This window comes from Candidatus Regiella insecticola LSR1 (assembly GCF_000143625.1).
Taxonomy (GTDB): Bacteria; Pseudomonadota; Gammaproteobacteria; order Enterobacterales; family Enterobacteriaceae; genus Regiella; species Regiella insecticola.
This window is the reverse complement of record NZ_GL379623.1, coordinates 1-6,637: the sequence shown is the minus strand read 5'-3', so window position 1 is coordinate 6,637 and position 6,637 is coordinate 1. Positions and strand designations below refer to the sequence as shown.

General features: G+C 40.8%; 6 protein-coding genes and 1 pseudogene. 2 read left to right on the top strand and 5 right to left on the bottom strand.

The genetic code is table 11. The features are described 5' to 3' along the window. Positions 1-298 precede the first annotated feature (298 nt). The 3 genes from ftsX to ftsY are packed head-to-tail and all read right to left on the bottom strand — an operon-like array spanning position 299 to position 3,190. Positions 299-1,246 (bottom strand): permease-like cell division protein FtsX, encoded by a 948-nt coding sequence (ftsX, locus tag REG_RS08225; RefSeq protein WP_006705218.1) that lies wholly within the window; start codon positions 1,244-1,246, stop codon positions 299-301. Next, positions 1,236-1,904 (bottom strand): cell division ATP-binding protein FtsE, encoded by a 669-nt coding sequence (gene ftsE, locus REG_RS08220; protein WP_006705217.1) that lies wholly within the window; start codon positions 1,902-1,904, stop codon positions 1,236-1,238. Before ftsE ends, ftsX begins: the two co-directional genes overlap by 11 nt. A 5-nt stretch (positions 1,905-1,909) precedes the next feature. Then, the gene (ftsY, locus tag REG_RS08215; RefSeq protein WP_006705216.1) at positions 1,910-3,190 is read right to left on the bottom strand and encodes a signal recognition particle-docking protein FtsY; all 1,281 of its coding nucleotides are present in this window, start codon (positions 3,188-3,190) and stop codon (positions 1,910-1,912) included. 188 nt (positions 3,191-3,378) lie between these two features. Between ftsY and rsmD the strand changes: the two genes are divergently transcribed. Together rsmD and REG_RS08205 are read left to right on the top strand one after the other, a co-directional pair. Then, entirely contained in the window at positions 3,379-3,969 is a 591-nt protein-coding gene (gene rsmD / locus REG_RS08210) for a 16S rRNA (guanine(966)-N(2))-methyltransferase (protein WP_039908132.1), read from the top strand. A gap of 5 nt (positions 3,970-3,974) precedes the next feature. Continuing rightward, positions 3,975-4,247 carry a DUF1145 family protein gene (locus tag REG_RS08205; RefSeq protein WP_039908129.1) on the top strand — a complete coding sequence of 91 codons (273 nt, stop codon included), beginning with the start codon at positions 3,975-3,977 and terminating at the stop codon, positions 4,245-4,247. A 173-nt stretch (positions 4,248-4,420) separates the two neighbouring features. Here the strand turns inward: REG_RS08205 and glpD are convergent, their stop codons facing one another. Both glpD and glpE read right to left on the bottom strand, forming a co-directional pair. Beyond that, complete coding sequence (gene glpD / locus REG_RS08200; RefSeq protein ID WP_006705214.1) at positions 4,421-5,917, bottom strand: glycerol-3-phosphate dehydrogenase; 1,497 nt, start codon at positions 5,915-5,917, stop codon at positions 4,421-4,423. A 155-nt stretch (positions 5,918-6,072) separates the two neighbouring features. Continuing rightward, positions 6,073-6,403 (bottom strand): annotated as a pseudogene (gene glpE, locus REG_RS11400) (thiosulfate sulfurtransferase GlpE). Positions 6,404-6,637 lie beyond the last annotated feature (234 nt).

The window sequence follows — 6,637 nt, the reverse complement described above, 5'->3', positions numbered from 1 at the left end:
CTAAAGAAAATGTCGCAGAGGGCTTTAAAAAATGTTTTCTATTTATTTTATTAGTATAAGCCTGACTAGAAGGGATAGCCAACGCTATTTTTTATTTTTTCATCATCGAATAGCGGATCAAGGGACGCTACTGTAAATAGCGTATTCCATCATTAGACTTCTTCGGAAACCTACTGCGTGACGCGAATCCTGCGTTGCCCGGTGCGCGCAATCCTCATGTACTTTATGTTAACGAAGGTTGCTGCGCGCCGGGCGCCTTGACTCCGCATAACGAACTACGGTTTCCAAAGAGGTCTATTCATTGTGGTGTAAATTTGCGTAAATGCTCAATCGTAGCCAACCATGCTGCCAACCAACCAATCATACTAGCAACAAGCAGAAATAAAAGATTTTCATCCCAACTCAGGCCTTGTAAATTAAAGTTTGTTCCAAAGACACTCGCGGCCTGCATAACTACCCCGCCTAACTGAAAAACGAGAGTTTCAGACAGAATTAATGATAATAAGGCGCCAGCGGATCCTAGTACAACTCCCTCATTGAGAAAAGGGCGCAGGATAAATCCATCAGTAGCCCCCATTAATTTCATGACATTAATTGTGTCTCGACGGCTAAAAACACTTAAGCGAACATTGTTACCAATCACTAAAAATACAGCTACCACCATCAATAAACCAATTATCGTGACTATTTGGCCGATGAGTTTAGTTAGCGCACTGAGACGAGCGAACCAACTGTCATCCATACGAACTTCCGCCACTCCTGCTATTTTATTGATTTTTTCACCTAGGGTATTCAACATTTCTAAATGTTGAAAATTAGATTTTGGTGTAATTATCGCTACAGCAGGCAATGGATTTTCTTCCAACATGTCTAGTGCGCCGCCAAAACCAGACCAATGACGAAACTCATTTACCGCCTCTTCTCGTGATAAATAGTTAACTTTTTCAATTTCAGGGATAGATTTTAATAACCTAACTACTTTTTCAGTCGCATTATCATCTAACGTTTGATCTAAATAGAGAGTAAGTTGCGGTATCGGATACCACTGAGTAGCGGCTTGATTGATATTTTTCCAGACGATATAACACACACTCGGTAACGTAAGTGAAATAGTGATCACCGTCACTGTTAACAGGGTTGCTAGCGGTTGACGCAACATATCCGTTAATATATTTTTCCAAGCATATCGCCACTGTACAGACCAACCGCCTTGTAGGATTTTAGTTTTTTTCGATTTACTTGCCATGATGTACTCCCGACATTCTGCCTTGGCTTAATGTCAGAACCTGATATCGTTGTTTGATGATCAGTGAAGTATCATGAGTAGCTACTAATACAGTGACTCCTACACGGTTAAATTCTTCGAATAGTCGTAAAATCTCTTGCGACAAAGTTTCATCTAAATTACCTGTCGGCTCATCAGCCAATAATACCGCTGGTTTATTAACTACAGCACGAGCAATACCCACTCGCTGTTGTTCACCACCGGAAATCTGGAGAGGAAAATTTTTGGCTTTATCTAGCAAACCTACTTTATCTAAAGCTGCTGACACCCGTCGCCGGATGTCCTCAGTGCTGGCACCAACGATAATGAGAGGCATGGCTACATTGTCATATACTGTTCGATCTAGCAACAAATGGTGATCCTGAAAAATCATGCCAATCTGACGACGAAGAAAAGGGATTTCGCGGTTTTCCAGGCGGCTAATATCATGACCATCAAACCAAATATGACCAGCACTGGGTCTTTCTATCCCGCAAATGAGTTTCAGTAAGGTGCTTTTACCTGCACCAGAATGGCCGGTCAAAAATGCCATTTGTGCTCGAGGTAGATGAAAATCAATCCCTTGCAGTGCTTGTTTTCCGCCAAGGTAAGCTTTACTAACTTGTTCAAAACGAATCATGGCTATTAATCCTCTCGGGCAAAAAGAGCCTCAATAAAATCATCTGCCTTAAATAGCCGTAGATCTTCAATAGCTTCCCCCACACCAATGTAACGAATGGGTATACCGAACTGATCGGCGATAGCAAAAATCACTCCGCCTTTAGCGCTCCCATCAAGTTTAGTCAAGTTAATCCCGGTCAGCCCAACCGCTTCATGAAATAATTTTGCTTGATTAACCGCATTTTGTCCGGTGCTTGCATCCAGTGTTAGCATAATTTCATGGGGCGCTTTCTCATCTATTTTTTTCATTACCCGGACTATCTTTTGTAGCTCAATCATCAGATCAGTTTTATTTTGTAAACGTCCCGCCGTATCAGCCAGCAGCACATCAATGTTACGTGCTTTAGCCGCTTGAAATGCATCGAAAATGACCGAAGCAGAATCGGCGCCAGTGTGTTGAGCAATGACCGGAATATTGTTACGTTCGCCCCATACTTGTAATTGTTCAACGGCAGCGGCACGAAAAGTGTCACCCGCGGCTAGCATGACGGATTTGCCTTGTGCTTGAAACTGATAGGCCAATTTACCGATCGTGGTCGTTTTACCCACCCCGTTAACACCAACCATTAAGATAACACATGGATTTTTGCCATTAGTCTCTAGCGGTTTATCAACTTTAGCTAAAATTTCAGCCATGGTTTCTTTTAACTTTTCGTATAACACTTCAGCATCTTTGAGTTGTTTACGATTGGCATGCTCAGTCAAAGACTTGATAATTTTATGGGTTGTTTCTACGCCAATATCAGCAATGAGCAGCTTTTCTTCCAATTGTTCAAAAAAATCATCATCAATTTTCTTACCACGGAACAAGTTCAGCAGACCGAAACCAATGTTTTGTTTTGTTTTCAATAAACTTTTTTTTAGACGGGTAAAAAAATTCTCTTTATTCGGCTGTTTTTGTACGTTGCTATTTTCAACTATTGGTTTAGCTTTTTGTTCAAGGGTTTCGTTTAACCTTGTTGCTACAGCGGATTCAGTATGAGATTCAGCTAATTTTTCATGATCGGCTACAATGGGGCTGTTAGTTTTTTCATCATCTTGAGTAGATATGGTCGATTTTTTATCACCGACGCCAATCTTTTGAGAGGGTTCTGCCGTTTGCTCTTTGCTCTGATGCTGATTTCCAAAGCTGAACCAAGAAAGAAGCCCCGTTTTTTTCTTTTGCCATTTACAGCTACACTCCCAGCGATCAAATGATAATTTAGCTAAATTAAGGTCATAGCCTAGCAGTCTAACATTTTCCATGTTAAAGCAACTAGAGCCTGGTGACTGTTTTCATTGTTGACATTCCCTCGGTCATATACCCTGCCCTATTCTCCGGATTGAAGACTGAAGTTTTACGGCAATTGGCTTAATTTAAATCTTCCCTCCACACCTTATCCATAGCTAAAATAGATTCTTTGCAAAATCTACTTTGTAATATTAACGCTGGAATGATAAAAAAATCGCAACATCATACGCTCGGGCAAGTTCGTATTATTGGTGGTCAATGGCGGGGCCGTAAACTTCCCGTGCTCACTAGCCCCGGTTTACGCCCCACACCTGATCGAGTACGAGAAACACTCTTTAATTGGTTGGATCCGATGATCCAAAATGCCCGCTGTCTAGACTGTTTTGCCGGCAGTGGAGCCTTAGGGGTAGAAGCTTTGTCACGTTATGCAAAGTCAGCTACTTTGTTAGAATTAGAAAATAATGTTGCACAACAATTAATAAATAATTTGGCTCTATTAAAAGCAGAAGATGGATGTGTGATCAATACCAACACTTTGAACTGGTTAGCACAAACAGGCCAACCTTACGATGTGATATTTTTAGATCCCCCCTTTCAGCAGGAATTGCTAACAAAAACAATTTATTTACTTGAAAAAAGAAACTGGTTAGCCGATGAAGCATGGATTTATGTTGAAACTGCAGTAAAAGACACAAGGGTAGCTTTCCCTAGCCATTGGCAATTACACCGGGAAAAAACAGCCGGTCAGATTATTTACAGATTGTATATTCGTCGTCACTTAAAACAGGAGTAAATAAGATGTGGCTTAATCTTGGTCGATTATTCATGCTAGGCATATGGAGTTTCTTGCTGCTTAACCTTTTTCACCCACTTCCTAAACCTTTACAGTATTTTATCAATGTAGCTATGATATTGATGGTCTTAGTGCATGGATTACAATTGGCACTGCTTAAATCAACACAGCCAAAAGATCAGCCCATTAGCAAATGGCAACAGGCTAAAATTTTTATATTTGGCATTTTTGAATTTTTAATATGGCAAAAAAAACAACCCTCACCAGAGCAAAAATAACGACTTTTTCCATTAGACCTCTTCGGAAACCTACTGCGTGACGCGGATCCTGCGTTGCCCGGTGCGCGCAATCCTCATGTACTTATGGCAATGAAGGTTGCTGTGCGCGGGGCCGCCTTGACTCCGCATCACTTGCTACGGTTTGGAAAGAGGTCTATTCATTATGGCTAGCGTTATTCGGAAGTCTCTTGTGCTTTATTGCTTAACCACGTATTAATCCGTTGTTTTTGCATATCATCAAGATACATCCCCAATTTGGTACGGCGCCAAATCACATCGTCAAGTTTAACCACCCATTCTTTTTCTATTAAATAACATAGCTCGGCTTCATACAGATCATGGCCAAAATGTTCGCCTAAATCAGCAAGGCTATGCGCATTATTTAAGATTAATTCACTATGACTACCATAGGTACTGGTATAGCGATATGCTAGTTTTTCTGGCAACCAATTGAAACGAGAATGTAATTTCATAGCATAACTCTTTCGATCGCCTTCAATATTGCCCCCTGGTAATTCAGCATACTTAGTCCAGGCTGGACCCATTTTAGGGTAATAGCGGCGCAGTTTTTCCAATGAATGTTCTGCCAGTTTACGATAAGTCGTCAGCTTACCACCAAATACTGATAGCAGTGGGAGACTTCCTCCTTCATCAGCAATATCCAGATTATAATCACGTGTAATAGCTTGAGGTGAATCAGATTCATCGTCACATAAGGGGCGAACACCAGAATAAGTCCAGACGATATCAGCACGTCCCAATTGTTTGATAAAATGATGGTTATAGACATTTAATAAATAGTCGATTTCATGATCATCAATCGCGACTTCTTTAGCATCTCCATGATACTCCACATCCGTAGTACCGATGATTGAGTATTTATCCAACCAAGGAATAACAAAGACTATTCTATTGTCTTCGTTTTGCAGAATATAAGCTTCGGATTGCTCATGAACACGTGGCAGAACAATGTGGCTACCTTTAATCAATCGAATACCATAAGGCGATTTTAGCGCTAGAGCATCATCAAAAAATTGTTTTATCCAAGGACCAGTCGTGTTAACAAGGCCTTTAGCATACCAGGTACGACTTTTACCACTTTTTTCGTCCGTGGCTTCGACTTTCCACAGACCTTGTTCACGCCATGCTCGGGTGACTCTCGTCTGAGTACGGACTTCTCCATGATGTTTTACTACTGTTTGAGCATTAAGTACCACTAAGCGCGCATCATCAACCCAACAGTCGGAATATTCGAATCCGCGCACCAGTTCTGGTTTCAGTACTGATTCTGAGCCAAACCGCAAACTCTTACTGGCCGGTAAGCTAGAACGTTTACCTAAATGATCATAGAGAAATAGACCAGCACGTATCATCCAGGCTGGACGTAGATGGGCTTGATGTGGTAAACGAAAACGCATTGGAGAAACGATATGAGATGCTAATTTCAATAATATTTCACGTTCCGCTAGTGCTTCACTGACTAGACGAAATTCATAATGTTCTAAATAACGTAAGCCACCATGAATAAGTTTAGAACTAGCAGAAGAGGTAGCACAAGCTAAGTCTTGCGCTTCAAGTAACAGTACTGACAGACCTCGCCCAGCAGCGTCCGCAGCGATACCTGCTCCGTTGATGCCCCCACCTATCACGATCAAGTCTTTGCTTTCCACGTTATCTTCCTCCAGATGTTCAAAACAGTTCGTTAATGTCAGCTCACTTTCATTTTAGTGTAAACAAAAATCAACAGACAAACCAAAAAATCACCCAGATAAGTGGTTATACACGATATTAATGTTCTTTGTGTTTGACTTCAGAAGATAAGGCGCTAGCCGTTACCGATAGTAATATTCTTTAAATACCTTTTACTCCAAGCATCAAAACCACCTTCAATGCTATAGGTTTCAGTAAAACTTTGCTCCAATAGATATTGAGCTACTCTCTTACTGCTATTGCCATGGTAGCACATCACCATCAACAGCTCGGTAAAGTCTGTCTGTTGGAGAAAACTTGACAAATTGTCATTCGTTAGATGGATTGCCCTAGGTATGTGGTTTGAGATATAACTTCGTGAATCACGGATATCAACGAGTAATCCATCATTTTTTTATCCAATACGAATAGGCTTGTTCAACACTGATTATTTTAAACTTTTTCATATTTTGACTGTTTTTTATGAATGAATTGGCTTGCTTGACATTCTTCTCCACCGAAATTGACTCTTAGTAACACAATCACCTTGTTTACCTTGTATCCTACAGTAAAATAAATTTTTTCATCGTGGATTCTTAATTTTGTTGCTTAGTGGGAGCAATAGCAATTTCACGAAGACAGCTTTTGCTACATCCTGGGCTGAAATTACACCGCCAATACTGGATTTCCACTCAGCATAA

Coding starts and splice junctions, on each gene's coding strand:
- ftsY (WP_006705216.1), bottom strand. CDS start 3,190: ATGGAAAATGTTAGACTGCTAGGCTATGACCTTAATTTAGCTAAATTA.
- ftsE (WP_006705217.1), bottom strand. CDS start 1,904: ATGATTCGTTTTGAACAAGTTAGTAAAGCTTACCTTGGCGGAAAACAA.
- REG_RS08205 (WP_039908129.1), top strand. CDS start 3,975: ATGTGGCTTAATCTTGGTCGATTATTCATGCTAGGCATATGGAGTTTC.
- ftsX (WP_006705218.1), bottom strand. CDS start 1,246: ATGGCAAGTAAATCGAAAAAAACTAAAATCCTACAAGGCGGTTGGTCT.
- rsmD (WP_039908132.1), top strand. CDS start 3,379: ATGATAAAAAAATCGCAACATCATACGCTCGGGCAAGTTCGTATTATT.